The sequence below is a fragment of the Amycolatopsis sp. WQ 127309 genome (assembly GCF_023023025.1).
GTDB lineage: Bacteria > Actinomycetota > Actinomycetes > Mycobacteriales > Pseudonocardiaceae > Amycolatopsis.
On sequence record NZ_CP095481.1, the window covers coordinates 9,863,319 to 9,878,417 of the forward strand.

The following is a 15,099-nucleotide window of genomic DNA, read 5'->3' on the forward strand; positions in this document are numbered from 1 at the left end:
ACCGCGTCGGCCGACATGCGTGTGTCACCCACAAGTGTGAATAAGTGTCGGGGGTCCTCGATACCGTCCCGGCATGAGTCACGAACCGCAGACCTGGACAGACGAGCGGTCGAACTGGCCGACGGTCACCACGGCGGAGGAGGTGGTGGCGACCTTCCAGGTCACGTCGGCCACAATAAGCAAATACGACAGCTGGCGTGCCGATAAGTCGCGCGCGCAGGTCGTGGAGCTGGTCAGCAGCCACACGACTGTCGAGTTGTACCGACTGACCCTCGACGACGTCCGTCGAGTATGCGGGAGCACCTCCCACGCTCTCGCCGACGCGTCCCGGGAGGATGCCGAACGCGTCCCGAAAGCCCGCGACTGGTATCCCCGCTTCGCATTCACCCACCTCATGCACCACTACCTCGAACAGCAGAAAGAGCTGCCGACCTGGCAGAAGATCAGCAGATTCTTCTTCCGTTCTGACGAGGGAGTGGACCTGATCGGCCGCGAAACCCGTGAACTCGTTGCCCGGATCGTGCAGGACGGCGTTACCGAACAACTTGCCGACCGCGCGCTGCAGTGGCGATTCGGCAACGCTTACTACAGTTTCTGCGTGAAGTGTTCACGGTTGTGGCGCTGCGCTCGCAAGGGTTTGACGTGCGCGTGCACCCACTGGCCGACGCTCTGTTCCGTGTGGACGGATGGATGGATGACACGATCATCAGTCTTTGGGTCGCCAATGAAGACTTCCGGCGTGATAAGGGCCTCGAACCCGCCGGCCGGAAGGAACGCGCCTGCGATCTCCTTGCCGATGCACTGGTGCCGTTCAGGTACCTCAACATCGAACTAGACAAGGCCTTCAAGTGGGGGCAAGTCCATTTGCCCTCAGACGGGAAGCTCACCCTTGCAGCGGAGGAACTCGCCAAGTTCCGCGACAAAGCAACCCGCCCCGATTGGCGATGACGTGTCTCAGGGAATCGCCGCACCTGCGCTTCGGCAGGGGCTCAAGGCCCTCCGCGCCGAGCATCACGGCCAGCGCCTCGGGGCTCGAGGCGAACTCGACCTCGTCCCGCCCGAGCACGCAGACGTCGTGGCTGCCCGAACTACTTGCGACCGCATCACGCAAGACGGCGACCACGTTGCTGTCGGCGTCGTGCAGGTAGGCAGCAGCGCGCACCTCGAGCTTTAGTTCGGGGTCGTCTCCACCCAGTTTGTCAGGTAGTGGCGATAGGCGGCCGCCTGGCGGCACGGATGGGTGTACTTCACCCCGCGAGTCCAGGTGAACAGCGAGGTCGTGGAATCCACCTCGGTCCGCTGTTTGAGCTCCACGACCACCGCAGTGACCCCGCCACCAGGGCGACAGCTCAGCAGCAGCGCATCGACCCGCTGCCCGCTACCGGGCACTCGTACTCCAGTGGCAGCCGCAGATCGCCGAGCCCTGCCTGCCCGAACATGTCGAACAGCCAAGGCCAGCTGTTGTGCCAGCTCAGCTCCTCAGAGTCACCAGCCGGCCGCTCGTACAACTGAACAAAACGCTCAGCACAACGAGCGACGAACCCGCCGGCGCAAACTCGAGCTGATCAGCCAGTTCAGCGACTGTCCCCCGGTGGGCAAACATGCTCAAGGCATAGCAGAGAGCCCCGACGTCGCTGGAAGTCATCACGCCTCAGCTGGCTAGCAAGGCTCGTGTCCCTATGGACACGAACCCAGTGTCCGAGGACGATCTTGCTCGACAGCAACAACACTTAGCTTCTAAGTTGCTCTGCAACTAAGCAAGCGAGTCCGCGCAACCATCGACCGCACTGTCTTGGCTGAAAGACCGCGGACCGAGCTGACCCATAACCCCACACTAAAGTTCGCCACTGACCCGCAGCTTGAGTGACCGGCCTCCGCGCGGAAGATTTCCCACGTCTGCGTGTTCAAAGGGTGACTTGAATCCTGCACGTTGGATATCCCGTGTTCGGGGAGATCATGCGCTCATAGTCACAACCCACAGCCTGTGGCGCGATCAAGCATCCGAATGACCGGATCGTGCAGCGCTTCGTCCGTCGACGACGCCGCCAGCCGGCACCCTGCCGGCCCACGGCACAACGGGTTCGAGATGCCTCGGGCGCGTCACGTGTCCGCTTCCAACCGCTCCCGCAACTGCGCCCGCGAGGTGACGCCGAGTTTCGGGAAGGCCCGGTACAAGTGCGACCCGACTGTGCGCGCGGAGAGGAACAGCCGCTCGCCGATCTCCTTGTTGCTCAAGCCTTTCGCCGCCAGCTCGACGATCACCTGCTGCTGCGGCGTCAGCTCCAGCAGCGGGGCCGGGCCGGCGGGCTCCGCCCGGACGCCGGCCGCGCGCAGCTCGGCGACCGTGCGTTCGGCCCACGGCCGGGACCCGAGCCGGCGGAACGTCTCCAGAGCCGACCGCAGCGGCAACCGGGCGTCGGCCCGCCGGCCGCGTCTGCGCAGCCACTCGCCGTAGTCCAGCTGTGTCGCGGCCTGCTCGAACGGCCACGGCCCGGAGTCCTCGAGCGCCGTCCGGAACAGGTCCTCGGCCTCGTCCGGCGCGGCCAGCGCGCGGGCGCGAGCCACCAGGTTGTGCTGCCGCCGCGTCGCCGGGACGACCCGGTCGACGAGGTGCGCCACCGCATGGCCGGTGCGCGCCGCGGCGGCCGCGAGATCGGCGATGGCCAGCGGCGTCACGTGGTAGTGCACCGGCCGGCCGGCCGCGTCGAACAGCATGCGGAGCTGGTCGTACGCCGTCTCGAAGTCGCCCTCGGCGGTGGCGGCCAGGCCCAGCGCCCACCGGCCGCGCGCGATCACCGACGCGCTCGCGTCCGGGGTGACGGCGGCCAGCGCGGCGGTGGCGAGCTCCCGGGCCTGGACGACGTCGCCCTGCAGGGCGAGGACCGTGGCGTCGAGGGTCTGGGCCGCCGCGGCGGTGTGCGGCAGGTCGCCGTCGGCCGCGCTCCGGGCCGACGCGGCCGCGACCAGCCGGGCCGGCGCCCACCGCCCGGACTCCAGGTACGCCCAGCCCGCCGCGCAGCGCAGGACGTCGGGCAGCTCGGCGAGGTCCGCGGCCCGCTCGAAGCCCGCCACGGCAAGCGAAGTCTCGTCCAGCAACCAGGCCATCGTGGCGTGGGCGATCAGCTGGTCCGGCCGGGACGGCGGGTCGGGGAGCCCGGCGGCCGACGCCGGGTCCGTCAGCGTCCGGGCCCACAGCGAACGGGCGACCACGCCCTCGCGACGGCCCGTGTAGTAAGCGACGACGGCGGCGCTGTCCATCGCTTCCCCGGCCAGCGGCTCAGGGAGGTTCACGGCCGCGTCGAGCAGGTGCCGCAGCGCGGCGTCACGACGCGGCGTGAGCGCCAAGGCCTGGCCTCGCCGCAGGGCGGTCTCACCGCTCAGCGAAGGGTCTTCGACGCGGCCGAGCAGCTCCAGGCCCCATCCCGGGTAGCCACCGAGGATCGCCAGCTCGGCCGCGCGCAGCAACCGCCGGTCGTCGCCGGCGCGGGCCAGCAGCCGCGCCGCGGTGCCGTACGCACCGCGCCGGACGGCCTGCCCGGCCCGGTCGTCCAGTTCCGTCGCCGTCAGCTCGGGCACCGCGACGGCCACATCAGCCGGTGGGCCGACTTCGAGGTGCGGCAGGCCGAAGTGCGCCTGGTGGCTCGCACCGAGCAGGGCGACGGGTTCGCCGTCCAGGCGGCGCGCCACGAAAGTGAGCACCCGCAGCGAATCCGGGTCGAGCCACTGCAGGTCGTCGACCACCAGCAGCACCGGCCCGAGCTCGGAAAGCAAGGTCAGCACGGCGATGCCCAGCAACAGCCGGTCGGGGCCACCGTCGCCGGTGAGCACGCCCAGCGCGGCCCGTTGCCGCGCGGGGAGGAGGTCGACGCGGTCCAGCACCGGCCGCAGCAGCTGGTGCAGGCCGGCGAACGGGATGTCCGTCTCGAGCCGGTGCCCGGACGCCCGCAGGACCAGGCCGCCAGCCTCGGCCGCGGCGTCGTCCAGGCGGGCGGTCTTGCCGGTTCCCGGGCCGCCGACCAGGATCAGGGCCTGCCCTCCGGTGACGAGGCTCACCCGGCGAACCTACCCGATGCAGTCAGGTGACGGATTCGGCGAGCGCCGCGCCGGGGAACGATCGGGGCCATGCCCGAGATCACCCGAGTACCGGAGAAGGAGTGGCCGACCCGGCCGCCCACCGCGATGTTCGCCGACCTGCCGCAGTCCTTCTGGGACGCCCGCCCGCACCTGTGGGACCCGGCCGGCGGCCGGCTCGTCAGCCGCACCCACACCTGGGTCGTCCGCGTGAACGGCCTGGTCGTGCTGGTCGACACGGGCATCGGCGACGGCAAGGACCGGCCGGAGATGCCCGCGTTCCACCGGCTCGAGACCGGCTTCACGGCCCGGCTGGCCGAAGCGGGCGTCGAGCCCGGTGACGTCGACGTCGTGGTCAACACCCACCTGCACGCCGACCACGTGGGCTGGAACACCACCCTGGCCGGCGGCGAATGGGTCCCGGCGTTCCCGCGCGCGACCTACCTGTTCCCCGCGGCCGACTACGAGCACTTCCGCGGCGACCCGGTGGTCGCCGACAGCGTCCAGCCGGTGCTCGACGCGGGGCAGGCCGTGCTCTGGCGCGACGGCCACCGCATCACCGACGACCTGGTGCTCGAACCGGCTCCCGGGCACACCCCGGGCTCCAGCGTGCTCAAGCTGCGCGACGACGTCGTGTTCGTCGGCGATCTGCTGCACAACCCGGCGCAGGCGCTGGAACCGGACAGCAACAGCATGTTCTGCCTCGACGCGGCCGAGGCCCGCTCGGCACGCCGGCGCGTCCTCGGCTGGGCGGCCGACCACGGCGCGCTGGTGCTGCCCGCGCACTTCGAGGGCGGCCCCGTCGTCCGGGAAGGAGCGGGCTTTGCGTTCGCCTGAGCTGCTGGGCCGCCGCGAGAACGGCGTGTGGATCTACCAGGGCATCCCGTACGCGAGGATCGAGGACCGCTTCGGCCCGCCGCAGCCGCCACCGGCGGGTTTCCGGGACGCCACCAGGCCGGGACCGACCGCGCCGCAAGCCCAGCGGTCGTTCACCGGCACGGACCTCTCGGCGATCCTCGGCCCCGGCTGGGAGCCGGGGCCCGACTACCTGACCGTGAACGTGTGGACCCCGGACTCCCCCGCCCGGGACCTCCCGGTCATGGTGTTCGTGCACGGCGGCGGCTTCCTCAGCGGATCCGGCCACGCCCCGATGTACGACGGCACGACCTTCGCCCACGACGACGTCGTGCTCGTGACGCTCAACTACCGTCTCGGCGCCGTCGGCTGGCTCGACCTGCCCGGCGCGCCCCGCAACCGCGGACTCCTCGACGTCCTGGCGGCGCTGCGCTGGGTCCGGGCCCACATCGCGGGGTTCGGCGGCGACCCGGGCAACGTCACGCTGTTCGGCCAGTCCGCGGGCGCGATGCTGATCGCCGCACTGCTGGCCACCCCCGAAGCGGACGGCCTGGTGCACCGCGCGATCTCCCAAAGCGGTGGCGCGCACGTGTTCACCCCGGAGCAAGCCGGCCGGGTGACGGCGGCGCTGGCGGCGAACCTGGACGTGGCGCCGACAGCGCGCGCGTTCGCCGGGATCGGTGACGCCGACCTGGTCCGGGCCGGGTCCGAGCTGCGCGTCGACACGCGGTACGACCGCTCGCTCGGGGTCAGCCCGTTCAAGCCGGTGGTGGACGGCCCCCTGGAGCTCGCGCCGGTCGACTTCATCGTCGGCACCAACGAGAACGAGGCCGACCTGTACGTCTTCGAGCCGGTCACCGACGCCGACGTCCTCACGGCCGCGACCCGGCGGCACCCGGACCCGGAGCGGCTGGCCGCGAGCTACCGGGCCCGCTTCACGCGCCCGGCCGACCAGTGGTCGGCCCTGGTGACCGAGCAGTTCGAGACCGGTTCCACGCAGCTCGCCGAAGCGCACCGGGGCCGGGTGTGGACCTACCGGTTCGAGCGCGAGGGCCGGGCACCCCACTGCGCCGAGCTGCCGTTCGTGTTCGGGCCCGGCCCCCTCCACGACGCGTGGGTCGCGTTCGCCACAACCGGCGATCCCGGGTGGGCACCGCGCCCGGCGACCAAGCGGTTCTCGGTCACCGGGCGCGAGCCGGGCCAGCCGGTGACCCGGTAGAACCCCTTGCTACGACTCGAGAACGGCGCGAAGCTGGTCGGCGTCGAGCCGGACGTCGAAGGCGGCCGTGCCGCGGCCGATGTGCTGGCTGGCCTTGAGCGGGCCGGCGTCGACGGTGTCGAAGCCGATCCGGTCGACCACGGCCGCGACGGTGGCTTTCGCCTCGGGGTCGTCTCCGGTCATGGGCAGCGCGCGCCGTCCCGGCGAATCCGCCGGCCGGCCCTGGTCGCGGAGGTGCTCGTAGAAGATGGTGTTGAACATCTTGACCACCCGGCTGTCCGGGAGCAGGGCGGCGAGCAGCTCGGTGCCGGTGGTCCGTCCCTCGTCCAGTTCGGGGATGGGTCCGTCGCGCTCGGGGTCGTAGTTGCCGGTGTCGATGACCACCTTGCCGGCCAGCAGGTCGGCGGGCAGGTCGCGGTAGGCGCGAACGGGGACGCTGACGACGACCAGCTCGCCGGTCCGGGCGGCGTCGGCGACCGTGGCGGCGTGAGCGTGCGCGCCGAGCGGGGCGAGCAGGCCGGTGAGGCTTCCCGGGCCGCGGCTGTTCGCGACCCACACGTCGTGCCCGGCTCGCACCAGCAGCGCGGTGAGCGTGCGGCCGATCTGCCCGGCTCCGATGATCCCGATCTTCATCGCGCCGGCACCGCCTCGCCGGTCGCGGACCGAGCGGCCACCCAGTCCCGGGTGGCCGCCAAGCCGGCCGCGTGGGACACGATCGGCCGGTACCCCAGTTCGGCGACGGCCTTGCCGGTCCGCAGGGTGCATTCCTGCCCGAAGAACCACCGGGCCGGCACGGGCACTTCGCGATCGGCGGTGCCGGCGTCCAGATCGGACAGTGCGGTGTGGACACCGTAGATGTCGAACATGGTCTCGATGAACTCGCGGAAGACGACGCGGTGCTGGTCGGTGACGAAGTACGCCTGACCCGGGCGGCCGTGCCGCCGGCCGAGGATCAGGCCTTCGACGACGTTGTCGACGTAGGTGACGTCCGTGAGCTGCCTGCTGCCGTCGATCCAGGCGAACTGCCCGGCCCGGGCCGCTTCGGCCAAGCCGTCGATGAGGAAGCTTTCCGGACCCCAGACGAACCTCGGCCGGATCGACACCGTGGTGAAGCCGGGTGAGGCCGCGTCCAGCACGATCTTCTCGGCGATGGCCTTGGTCGCGGAGTAGGCGGCCGGCGAGTCCGGCCGCAGCGGTGCGGTTTCGTCGACGTCGACGAGCGGGTCACCGGCGAGCAGCGCCGCCTCGGTTCCACAGTGGACGAAGCGGGCGACGCCCGCCTCGCGGGCCGCGTCGACGACAGCTCGGGTCCCTTGCACCGTCACGTGATCGTGCTGGGCGCGATCCGCGGTGATGTCCGTTTCGGCGGCGAGGTGGAAGACCACCTCACTGCCCTCGATCTCACGCTGCCAGCCGGCCGGTTCGGTCAGCTCGCCGCGCACCGGTGTGGCGCCGAGCGAAGCGACCACGTCGGCCGACGCTTTGCTGCGTACCAGCACCCGGACGGCGTTTCCGTCGCCGACCAGCCGACGTACCAGGGCGCGGCCGATGAACCCCGAACCCCCGGTGACGAACACCTGTTCCACGGTTGCCTCCTTCGGTGATTTCCCACCAGCCCTCGCGGCCGGTTCACCTCGGTAAAGCACTGGGCGGCTTCGGCTTCTTCCCTCAACAACATTCATGTTTTCGATGCTGAGGATACGATCTTTGGATGGCTTCCCTGAGAGCGCTGGAGTGTCTCGTCGCGATCGCCGACACCGGGTCGATCACCCAGGCCGCACGGCTGCTGCACTCGTCGCAGCCCGCCGTCTCCCACCAGCTCGCCACGCTGGAACGGGAGACCCGGACGGTCCTGGTGCGGCGTGACCGTCGCGGCGTCACGTTGACCCCCGCGGGCCGGGCCGCCGTCGCGGACGCCCGGCGCGCGGTCACCGCGGCCGCGGACGCGATCCGGGCCGCCCGTGCGGCCGGGGAGGCGGCCGGCGGGACGCTGCGGCTGGCGTGCGCGCAGAGCCTGTGCGTGCCGCTGGTGGCCCCGGTCATCCGCGGGTGGCACCGAAGTCACCCGGAGGTGACGGTGACCCTGCGGGAGTCGGCCGAGCTGGCCGAGCTGACCGGCTGGCTCGACTCCGGCGAAGTCGACCTGGTCCTCGTGCCGGCCCCCGTGCCCGACCGGCTGGCCGCCGCCGCGGTCACCGTGGCCGAGGAGGAGATCGTGCTGACGGCGCCGATCGGCCATCACCTGGCCGACCGGCCGGCCGTCCGGCTAGCGGATCTCGACGGCGCCCCGCTCGTGCACTTCGCGCCGGACAACGGCCTCGGTCTCTGGCTCGACCGAGCACTGGCCGAAGCCGGGGTGCGCCCGGAACCGGTGATGCGGACGTCGGTGACCACCGCGGCCCCGCAGCTCGCGGCCGCCGGCCTCGGCGTCGCCGTCTCACCGGTCAGCGCGGTCAGCCCCGGCTTCCCGGGAGTGGTCAGGTCGTTCTCGCCACGCTGGGTCCGGCAGCTGGTGGCACTGCGGCCCACCACTTCGGACCCGCTCACCGACCGGTTCGTCGAGGACCTGCGGGCTCACGGCGTGGGCGTGCCCGAGGACGTCCGGGCTCAGCTCGCAGGGAATACCGAGCCATCCGAATAGTGGATGGTGAGCCTTCGAAACATCGAGGCTGGTGGGGGAAGAACTCGGCGTGATCGCCGGTTGGAGGTGTCGAAATCCCCTCCTGCGAAAGGGAAAGTGACATGGGAGAGTCGTCTTTGCACGGCAAGCGCGTGGTGCTGATCGGCGGCACGGCCGGGTTCGGGCTGGCCACCGCCCGCGCGACGGCCGCGGTCGGCGGGCAGGTCGTGGTGGTGTCCAGCCGGCAGGCCAACGTGGCCGGGGCACTGGCCGAGCTGCCTGCCGATGCCCAGGGTGAGACGGCCGATGTGCGGGACGAGAACGAGGTCGAGGCCCTGTTCGAGCGGATCGGTCCGTTCGATCACCTGGTCTACACCGCCGGTGAGCCGATGACACCGGCGCCGGTGCTCTCCACCGGGATCAGTGCGATCCGGCAGTTCTTCGAGACCCGCTTCTGGGGTGCTTACGCCGCGGTGAAGTACGGCGCCCCGCACATCCGGCCCGGCGGCTCGATCGTGCTGTCCAGCGGCGGCTCCGCCCAGCGGCCGGGGCCGGGCTGGGCGGCGGCGTCCAGCGCGCTGGGCGCGATGGAAGCGCTGGGCCGGGCGCTGGCGGTGGAGCTGGCGCCGATCCGGGTCAACGTCGTGCGGCCCCACCTGGTGCGCACCGAAATGTGGCGGGAATACCCGGCGGAGGAGCTCGAAGAGATGTTCCGCACCACCGGCAGCGCGTTGCCGGTGGGCCGGATCGGCGAGACCGCCGATGTCGCCCGTAGTTACGTCCACCTGATGGAGCAGGACTACGCGACCGGCAGCGTGCTCACCGTCGACGGCGGCGGACTGCTGGTCTGAACCGCGGCGGCGCCGCGACGAGATCGGGACACGACAGGGATCGCGGTCCGACACGGCGGCCGCAGAGTCTTCGCCATGGAACACACTCAGCTCGCCGGTACCGCTCCCCCTGTGCTCGAGCGCGGGGTGCGCGTGCCCGCGTTCGACGGGCTGCGCGGGGTCGCGATCCTGGGGGTGCTGCTGTTCCACACCGGGCACCTGCCCGGTGGTTTCCTCGGCGTGGACCTGTTTTTCGCGTTGTCCGGCTACCTCATCACCGACCTGCTGCTGCGGGAGATCGACCGGACGGGGACGGTTTCGCCGGTCGCGTTCTGGGGCCGGCGGAGCCGCCGCCTGCTGCCCGCCCTGGCCGTGATGCTCGGCGTCGTCACGGTCGTGGTCTGGGCGCGAGGAACGCCGGACCTGCTGCGGACCACCCTCTCGGACGGGCCTTGGGTCCAGCTGAACCTGGTCAACTGGCACCTGCTCGCGGATTCGGCGGGCTACTGGGACCGGTTCGGCCAGGGCCGGGTGTTCGAGCACCTGTGGAGCATCGCCGTCGAGGAGCAGTTCTACCTGCTGTGGCCGATCCTGGTGGTTTTCCTCGCCCGGCTGGGAAAGCGCGCGGACCGCGGGGTCGCCGTGTTCGCCCTCGTCGCCTCGGTCGGGTCGCTCCTGCTGATGATCGTGCTGCTCGACCCCGCCGATCCGAGCCGGGTCTACACCGGCACCGACACCCGGGCCTTCTCCCTGCTGCTGGGCGCCGCGGCCGCGACGACGCCGGTGCGCGCGGTGCTGGCGCGAGTCCCTCGCGCGGCGGCCGGCGCCGTCTTGACGTTCCTCGCGGCGGTGATCGGCGTGCTGTGGTGGCAGGCCGACGGAACGGCCTCGCCGTGGCTGTTCACCGGCGGGCTCTTCGCGCACTCGCTGGTGGCCGCCCTGCTGATCGGCCTGTGCGCGCAGGCCGGGGACACGGTCTTCGCCCGGGTCCTGTCCTGGCCGCCGCTGCGCTGGCTCGGCCTGATCTCCTACAGCCTCTACCTGTGGCACTGGCCGGTTTCCGTGCTGCTGACCGCATCGGCGACCGGGCTGGGCGCATGGCCCCGGACCGCGCTGGTCTTCGCCGTTTCGATCGCGCTGGCCGCGCTTTCGAAGTACTGCGTCGAAGACCCGATCCGCTTCCGCGCCAAGTGGGCGAAGGGCCGGAGCGGGTGGGTGGCGTTCGCCGCGGTGATGACCGTGCTGGCTCTCCTCTGGCTTCTCGTGCCCGCTCCGGAAGCGATGACCGTCGACGTCACCGGCCTCACTTGACCAGGGGGCAGGCCCGTGGCGCGTCCGACCCGGCCACCGGTTCGGTGAAGGCGAGCCGCACCTTCGTCGCCGGCGAGCCGCCGCTCTGGACGTGCACGCCGAGGGCCGTGCAGACGAGCTGGTCGATCCCGAGCGGGGTGACCTCGCCGACCGACAGCGGCACGGTGAGCCGGATGACGCCGGGCTCGATGGTGACGGCCACCCGGGTGACCGCGCTCTCCGCGATCTCCGTGTGCAGGCCGGAGCCGCCCGGTCCGGCGAGCAGCAGGGCCTCCGCTTCGGCGATGGTGCCGAGGCGGCCGGTGTGGCGCAGCTGGGGCCGCAGCCGATCCTGCGCGTCGACAAAGTAGAGCGTGGCCCCGGGCGCGACGCCGGTCGGGGCGTCACCGCCCGGTGTGGGCGGTGCCGGGGTGACGCCACAGCCCGCGAGCAGCAGGACAGCGACCAGTGACCAGTGACGTTTCACCGTTCCTCCAGGTTCCGGGGCAGCTCCAGGGTGAACCGCGCGCCGTCCGGGGTGGTGGCCACGACCAGCTCACCCCCGTGCAGGCGGACGTTTTCCCGGGCGATCGCCAGGCCGAGCCCGCTGCCCGGGGTACGGGCCCGCGCGGTGTCGGCCTTGAAGAAGCGGTCGAACACGTGCGGCAGGACGTGTCCGGGTATGCCCGGGCCGTGATCGGTGACGTCGATCCGCACGTGCGTGGCGAACGCCGACACGTGCACCCGCACCGGGGGCGCCCCGTGGCGCAGGGCGTTCCCCACCAGGTTGGCGACGATGACGTCCAGCCGGCGGCGGTCCACCCGCAGCCGGACGCCGTCCGGGGCCGTCAGCTCGATCCCGTCCAGCCAGCCGCGGGCGCGCAGGCAGCCCCGCACGGCCTCGGCGACGTCGACCTCCTCCAGCCGCACCTGGGCCGTGCCGGCGTCGAACCGGGAGACCTCCATCAGGTCTTCGACCAGCCGGACCAGCCGGTGGGTCTCGGTGATCGCCAGCTGCGCCGATTCGCGGGCGTCCGGTTCCATCCCCTCCGCGGTGGTCGCCAGCACCTCGACCACCGCGGTCAGCGTGCTCAGCGGGGTGCGCAGCTCGTGGGAGACGTCCGCGGCGAACCGCCGGGCGTCGGCCTGCATGCGTTCCATCGCCGCCATCGACGACTGCAGCGACGCGGCCATCTCGTTGACGGTGCCGGTCAGCTGGGCCAGCTCGTCGACCCCCTGGGGTGCCGTGCGCGCCTCGAGCTCGCCGCGGGCCAGGCGGCGGGCGGTGTCCCGGAGCAGCCGGACCGGGCGCAGCACGCTGCCCGCGGCGAGCAGGGCCAGCAGGATCGCCAGCGGCAGGGCCACCGCGGCCGTGATGCCCGCGGACCGGGTGAGGCCGGCGATCTGCCGGTCGACGTCGGAGAGGTCGTGCGCCGAGTACACCTCGATCCCGGAGGGGACGCGGGTGCCGTCGGTGGCGGTGGTCATGACGGGCGTGCCGATCAGCAGCCACGGGACACCGCCGGTGGTGATCCGCTGTGTGACGAGCTGGTTCCGGACGCGCACTTCGGTGCGCAACGCGTCGGTGACGAGCGCCGCGCCGGTCCGGTCTTCGGATTCGGCGCCGCCGTAGGTGACCTCGGCGCCGGGGCCGACGGCCGTGCGGAGCCGGTCGAGCGCGTCCTGGTCCGGCGGGTAGGTCAGTGTGGGGGCGACCTCGGTGATCCGGGTGACGAGGGTTTCGGTGAGCCGCTGCTGGGCGGAGGTGACCAGGGCGGCACTGGCCGACGCGGCGCTCGACCACGCGGCCGCCGTGGCGCCGAGCACCGTGGTGAGGACGAAGGCGAGCAGCAGGCGGGCACGCAGCCCGCGCGGCCACAGCCTTCGCGCTTTCACAGCGGCCCGAACCGGTAGCCGAACCCGCGCACGGTCTGCACGTAGACCGGGTTCGCGAGGTCCGTTTCGATCTTCGCCCGCAGGCGTTGCACGCAGTTGTCGACCAGCCGGGAGTCGCCGAGGTAGTCGTGTTCCCAGACCTGTTCCAGCAGCTGCGTCCGGCTGAACACGCGGCCGGGGGCGCCGGACAGGGTCAGCAGCAGGCGCAGCTCGGTGGCGGTGAGCTGCACCGGCCGGTCGCGCACGGCCACGGTCAGGGCGCCGGTGTCGATCCGCAGGTCGCCGTGCACCCGCACGCTGTCGGCCGCGGTCGTGGTGCGGCGCAGCACCGCGCGGATGCGGGCGTCCAGCACGCTCGGCCGGGCCGGTTTGACGACGTAGTCGTCCGCGCCCGCCGCCAGGCCGCCGACGACGTCGAAGTCGTCGCCGCGGGCGGTGAGCATGATCACCGGTACCTCGCCGGCCGCCCGGATCCGGCGGCACACCTCGAACCCGTCGATGCCGGGCAGCATCAGGTCGAGCACGACCAGCTCCGGCCGGGTGGCGCGGAACTCGGTCAACCCGGCTTCACCCGTTTCGGCGACGCGGACGTCGTGGCCGTGCCGGGACAGCGCCAGCTGGAGGCCGCGCCGGACCAGGGGGTCGTCTTCGATGAGGAGTATCGCCACCACGTGTCCAGTATGGACAGCCCATTGCTGTCCCGCCCGGCCCGCGGACTTCCTGCGACACAACGGGGACACGACGGCGCTGGGCCCGGGACACCGCGGCGCCAGGCTTGCCGTCATGACCAAGAACCGGAACCTCCTGCTCGGCCTGACCAGTTTGCTCGTCGCGACCGCCGCCTGCTCGGGACCGTCCGCCACGCCGGCGCCGCCCACGAGCGGCGCCGCCGGCGAAAACCGCTCCACCGTGCTCTTCCTCGGGGATTCGGTCGCGGTGGGGGAATCGCTGCCGCTGGCCGCCGCGTTCAAGGCCGGTGGAGCCGGCTTCCAGTCCATCGCCGCCGACGGCGGCGGGAACGTCGTCGGGCCGTTCTCCGACAAGAACTGGGAGCAGCTGCCCGGCCAGATCACCGGGGCCAAACCGAACGTGGTGGTCTACCAGATCACCACCTACGACTGGGGCAGCCGGGCCGAGCAGCAGGCCGCCTACGAAAAGCTGCTGGCCACGACGACCGGTGCCGGGGCCGAGCTCGTCTTCGTGACCATGCCGCCCATCAAGGCGGACGACTTCTACCAGCCGCACCTGGCCGACCTGGCGCGCACGTCCGAGGTGGCCAAGACGGTCGCGGCCGGCGGCAAGGCGACCGTCCTGGACGCGACCGAAGTCTGGGGAACCACCTACCAGCAGACCAAGGACGGCAAGGCCGACCGCAGCAAGGACGGCATCCACACCTGCCCGCAGGGCGCCGCCCGCTTCACCAGCTGGCTGCTCACCAAGCTGACCGCCGTGCTCCCCGGGTTCACCCCGCCGGCCGCGGACACCTGGGCCAACACCGGCTGGTCGGCCGACAAGCACTTCCAGGGCTGCTGAGCGGGCGGGCTCAAGCCGGCCGGTCGAGCTTGCAAGCCGCTGAGGTCACCCGGCTTCGGGCGGGTGCCTCAGGCTGACGACCTTGCCGGGGTTGAACAGCCCCGTCGGGTCGAACGCCGTCTTCACCGCTCGGTGCAGGTCGAGCGCGGCGGGCGAAACCTCCCGTTCGAGGCCGGCGCGCTTGAGCAGGCCGACGCCGTGCTCGCCGGTCACGGTGCCCCCGAGCTCCAGGGCCGCGTCCAGGATGTCCTCGAACGCCGACTGGGCCCGCGACCGGGCCGCGTCGTCGCCCGGCGGGGTGATGATCAGCGGGTGGAGGTTGCCGTCGCCCGCGTGGGCGATGTTGGCGATCTTCACCTGGTGCCGCTGGGCCAGCGCCTCGATCCGACCCAGCATGTCGGGTACGTGCCGGCGGGGCACGCAGACGTCCTCGGTGAGCACCGGGCCCAGCCGCTCCAGCGCCGGGTAGGCCAGCCTTCGGGCCTGAAAGAGCGCGTCGGCCTCGGCGGCGTCGGTGGACCGTTCCGCCCAGCCGGCACCGCTGTCCCGGAAGCACTCGACGATCCGGTCGGCTTCCACCCCGCCGGCCGGCTCCGGCACGTCGACCTGGGCGAGCAGGAGCGCTTCGCCTTCGACCGCCAGCCCCATGCCCTTCCAGGCGTCGACCGCTTCGAGGCAGTGCCGGTCGACCAGTTCGAGGGCGGACGGGACGATCCCCGCCGCCCCGACGGCGCGCACGGCCTCGCCCGCGGCGGTCACCGACGCGCTGGACCGGCTGCACATCC

General features: G+C 71.9%; 13 protein-coding genes and 1 pseudogene. 7 read left to right on the forward strand and 7 right to left on the reverse strand.

Annotated elements, in window-relative coordinates:
- Nucleotides 1-73: 73 nt before the first annotated feature.
- On the forward strand, nt 74-835 hold the full coding sequence (locus MUY22_RS43290) for a hypothetical protein (protein ID WP_247053328.1): 762 nt from the start codon (nt 74-76) through the stop codon (nt 833-835).
- A gap of 1,265 nt (nt 836-2,100) precedes the next feature.
- On the opposite strand, the gene MUY22_RS43295 is transcribed toward MUY22_RS43290, so the two are convergent.
- Nucleotides 2,101-4,053 (reverse strand): LuxR family transcriptional regulator, encoded by a 1,953-nt coding sequence (locus MUY22_RS43295; protein WP_247053330.1) that lies wholly within the window; start codon nt 4,051-4,053, stop codon nt 2,101-2,103.
- Between the two features lie 69 nt (nt 4,054-4,122).
- On the opposite strand from MUY22_RS43295, the gene MUY22_RS43300 reads away from it, so the two are divergent.
- Both MUY22_RS43300 and MUY22_RS43305 read left to right on the forward strand, forming a co-directional pair.
- Nucleotides 4,123-4,908: an MBL fold metallo-hydrolase gene (locus tag MUY22_RS43300; protein ID WP_247053332.1), complete on the forward strand. Its 786-nt coding sequence runs from the start codon at nt 4,123-4,125 to the stop codon at nt 4,906-4,908.
- Complete coding sequence (locus tag MUY22_RS43305) at nt 4,895-6,145, forward strand: carboxylesterase/lipase family protein (RefSeq protein WP_247053334.1); 1,251 nt, start codon at nt 4,895-4,897, stop codon at nt 6,143-6,145. The genes MUY22_RS43300 and MUY22_RS43305 overlap by 14 nt, the downstream gene beginning before the upstream one ends.
- Before the next feature lie 9 nt (nt 6,146-6,154).
- On the opposite strand, the gene MUY22_RS43310 is transcribed toward MUY22_RS43305, so the two are convergent.
- Both MUY22_RS43310 and MUY22_RS43315 read right to left on the reverse strand, forming a co-directional pair.
- On the reverse strand, nt 6,155-6,778 hold the full coding sequence (locus MUY22_RS43310) for an NADPH-dependent F420 reductase (RefSeq protein ID WP_247053336.1): 624 nt from the start codon (nt 6,776-6,778) through the stop codon (nt 6,155-6,157).
- The gene (locus MUY22_RS43315) at nt 6,775-7,731 is read right to left on the reverse strand and encodes an NAD(P)-dependent oxidoreductase (RefSeq protein WP_247053338.1); all 957 of its coding nucleotides are present in this window, start codon (nt 7,729-7,731) and stop codon (nt 6,775-6,777) included. The genes MUY22_RS43310 and MUY22_RS43315 overlap by 4 nt, the downstream gene beginning before the upstream one ends.
- Before the next feature lie 125 nt (nt 7,732-7,856).
- Between MUY22_RS43315 and MUY22_RS43320 the strand changes: the two genes are divergently transcribed.
- The 3 genes from MUY22_RS43320 (at nt 7,857) to MUY22_RS43330 (ending at nt 10,906) form a co-directional block, all read left to right on the forward strand.
- Nucleotides 7,857-8,786 carry a LysR family transcriptional regulator gene (locus MUY22_RS43320; RefSeq protein ID WP_247053341.1) on the forward strand — a complete coding sequence of 310 codons (930 nt, stop codon included), beginning with the start codon at nt 7,857-7,859 and terminating at the stop codon, nt 8,784-8,786.
- Between the two features lie 101 nt (nt 8,787-8,887).
- Entirely contained in the window at nt 8,888-9,616 is a 729-nt protein-coding gene (locus MUY22_RS43325; protein WP_247053343.1) for an SDR family oxidoreductase, read from the forward strand.
- 75 nt (nt 9,617-9,691) lie between these two features.
- Nucleotides 9,692-10,906 (forward strand): acyltransferase, encoded by a 1,215-nt coding sequence (locus MUY22_RS43330; protein ID WP_247053345.1) that lies wholly within the window; start codon nt 9,692-9,694, stop codon nt 10,904-10,906.
- Here the strand turns inward: MUY22_RS43330 and MUY22_RS43335 are convergent.
- From MUY22_RS43335 to MUY22_RS43345, 3 genes are read right to left on the reverse strand one after another with little or no spacing between them, the layout of a single operon-like run.
- Nucleotides 10,899-11,372: a hypothetical protein gene (locus MUY22_RS43335; protein ID WP_247053347.1), complete on the reverse strand. Its 474-nt coding sequence runs from the start codon at nt 11,370-11,372 to the stop codon at nt 10,899-10,901. The two genes, MUY22_RS43330 and MUY22_RS43335, sit on opposite strands and share 8 nt — an antisense overlap.
- Nucleotides 11,369-12,781 (reverse strand): HAMP domain-containing sensor histidine kinase, encoded by a 1,413-nt coding sequence (locus MUY22_RS43340; RefSeq protein WP_247053349.1) that lies wholly within the window; start codon nt 12,779-12,781, stop codon nt 11,369-11,371. Before MUY22_RS43340 ends, MUY22_RS43335 begins: the two co-directional genes overlap by 4 nt.
- Complete coding sequence (locus MUY22_RS43345; protein WP_247053351.1) at nt 12,778-13,452, reverse strand: response regulator transcription factor; 675 nt, start codon at nt 13,450-13,452, stop codon at nt 12,778-12,780. Before MUY22_RS43345 ends, MUY22_RS43340 begins: the two co-directional genes overlap by 4 nt.
- A 112-nt stretch (nt 13,453-13,564) precedes the next feature.
- Here MUY22_RS43345 and MUY22_RS43350 point away from each other — a divergent pair, with 112 nt between their 5' ends.
- Nucleotides 13,565-14,314 (forward strand): SGNH/GDSL hydrolase family protein, encoded by a 750-nt coding sequence (locus tag MUY22_RS43350; protein WP_247053353.1) that lies wholly within the window; start codon nt 13,565-13,567, stop codon nt 14,312-14,314.
- A 45-nt stretch (nt 14,315-14,359) separates the two neighbouring features.
- Here the strand turns inward: MUY22_RS43350 and MUY22_RS43355 are convergent.
- Nucleotides 14,360-15,076: pseudogene (locus MUY22_RS43355) on the reverse strand (FAD-binding oxidoreductase); the annotation flags it as partial.
- Nucleotides 15,077-15,099 lie beyond the last annotated feature (23 nt).

Excerpts from the sequence above, each read along its gene's own strand:
- MUY22_RS43350 (WP_247053353.1), top strand. The coding sequence starts at position 13,565 with ATGACCAAGAACCGGAACCTCCTGCTCGGCCTGACCAGTTTGCTCGTC.
- MUY22_RS43300 (WP_247053332.1), top strand. The coding sequence starts at position 4,123 with ATGCCCGAGATCACCCGAGTACCGGAGAAGGAGTGGCCGACCCGGCCG.
- MUY22_RS43325 (WP_247053343.1), top strand. The coding sequence starts at position 8,888 with ATGGGAGAGTCGTCTTTGCACGGCAAGCGCGTGGTGCTGATCGGCGGC.
- MUY22_RS43290 (WP_247053328.1), top strand. The coding sequence starts at position 74 with ATGAGTCACGAACCGCAGACCTGGACAGACGAGCGGTCGAACTGGCCG.
- MUY22_RS43310 (WP_247053336.1), bottom strand. The coding sequence starts at position 6,778 with ATGAAGATCGGGATCATCGGAGCCGGGCAGATCGGCCGCACGCTCACC.
- MUY22_RS43320 (WP_247053341.1), top strand. The coding sequence starts at position 7,857 with ATGGCTTCCCTGAGAGCGCTGGAGTGTCTCGTCGCGATCGCCGACACC.
- MUY22_RS43330 (WP_247053345.1), top strand. The coding sequence starts at position 9,692 with ATGGAACACACTCAGCTCGCCGGTACCGCTCCCCCTGTGCTCGAGCGC.